The organism is Nocardia aobensis NBRC 100429 (assembly GCF_000308375.1).
Classification (GTDB): Bacteria; Actinomycetota; Actinomycetes; order Mycobacteriales; family Mycobacteriaceae; genus Nocardia; species Nocardia aobensis.
Genome location: NZ_BAFQ01000105.1, coordinates 1 through 1507 on the forward strand (window position 1 = coordinate 1; position 1507 = coordinate 1507).

2 protein-coding genes and 1 pseudogene are annotated in these 1507 nt (G+C 71.9%); 1 reads left to right on the forward strand and 2 read right to left on the reverse strand.

Features of this window, described 5'->3' with window-relative positions; translation table 11 throughout:
- Window positions 1-612: helix-turn-helix transcriptional regulator (locus tag RJ03_RS13325; RefSeq protein ID WP_036501832.1), on the forward strand; the 612-nt coding region annotated here is incomplete at its 5' end.
- On the opposite strand, the gene RJ03_RS13330 is transcribed toward RJ03_RS13325, so the two are convergent.
- Both RJ03_RS13330 and RJ03_RS13335 read right to left on the reverse strand, forming a co-directional pair.
- Entirely contained in the window at window positions 569-1234 is a 666-nt protein-coding gene (locus tag RJ03_RS13330; protein ID WP_036501835.1) for an HAD family hydrolase, read from the reverse strand. The genes RJ03_RS13325 and RJ03_RS13330 overlap by 44 nt on opposite strands.
- Window positions 1235-1259: 25 nt before the next feature.
- A pseudogene (locus tag RJ03_RS13335) lies at window positions 1260-1507 on the reverse strand (serine/threonine protein kinase); the annotation flags it as partial.

Below are 1507 nucleotides of genomic sequence, written 5' to 3' on the forward strand. Positions count from 1 at the left end.
CGGCTGACCCTCGACGCGCCCCCTCCGGCCGTGCCCCGCGCGACGGCCGTGGAGATCGCGCGACTGCTCGGCGCCGCGGCGGCGCTGCGACGCCGGCTCGGCGTCGAGATCGCCCAGCTGCGACCCTTCGTGGCGGAAACCGACCGCGCGGCCGACGGAATGCGGCGGTTATCGGGTCCGCGCGCCTTCGACGCCGCCTACCGCGAGGGCACCGAGATGTGCCCGACATTGACCGAGATCAGCAGACTCGCCTGCGAAATCGCTGCGCCGGACGAGCGCCCGGCCCGCCCGCACGCACCGGAATGGGATCTACTGACCCGGGCCGAACAGGAGGTCGCCGCTCTGGCGGCGGCGGGCTGGACCAATGGCGACATCGCGGCGCGACGCGGCAGTTCGGCGCGCACGGTGGACGCTCAGGTCGCAGCCGTCCTGCGGAAGCTCGCGGTGACTTCGCGCGCCGACATCGCACCGCGGGTGCCGCCCGAGCGCCGCGCCCGCGCCGAACACACACCGCGTCCGCGGCGGTACCGCACCGAGTCCGCGGCGCCGACGAGCGCGGTGACTCGTGTCAGCGAGCGCCCGCGTGAACCAGGGCCAGCTCGTCGACGGTGAGGCCCACCAGCGATTCGCGGAATTCGAGTCCGGGCCGCGACGGGACCGCGATTTCGCACGGCACCACCAGCACTCGGCATCCGGCGGCCAGCGCGGCGGCCGAGCCGGTCGGCGAATCCTCCACGGCCACACAATCTTCCGGTGCGACGCCGAGTAGCCGCGCGGCGCGCAGATAGGGATCGGGCGCGGGTTTGCCGCTGTCGACCTCGTCGCCGCAGACCGAGGCGTCGAACATGTGACGACCCAGCGTCTCCAGGCACAGCTCGGTGATCGATCGCTTGGTGTTTGTCACCAGCGCGGCCGGCAGACCCGCCGTCCGCAGCGTGGCCAGCGCGTCCTGAGCACCGGGCCGCCACGGAATGGGCCCGGCCATCAGTTCGGTGACCCGGCGCTCGAGCCACTGTCCCGCCGCCAGCATCGCCGCCGGGTCGAGTTCCAGGCCCAGTCCGTCGAACAGGATCCGCAGCGCGTTGCGGGCGTCGGCGCCGATCAGCGCGTGCCGGAGGGCGTCGGTCATCCGGCCGCCGAGTTCCTCGGCGAGTTCGCGTACGCCGATATCCCAGAGCTTCTCCGAATCCAGCAGGGTGCCGTCCATATCCCACAGCACGGCGGCCACAGTCACCCGGAGGTCTCCTTCCGATTCCGCATCAGGTTCCCGACGCGGTGATGAGCATCCGGCCGGTGGCCGTATCCACCGTGAACCAGCGGCTCTCGGAGGTGACGGTCCCGTTCTTCAGGGTATAGGTGAGCGTCGCGACCGCCCGCCCGGGACCGCTCTGCGTCACCCCGCCGACCCGCACCGACGACACCGTCGACCAGAAATTCGAGTACTGCGCGTAGCCGCCGGTCTGGGACTGGTACGACGGTGCCAACTCGGCCCAGGCACCGCTGGTGT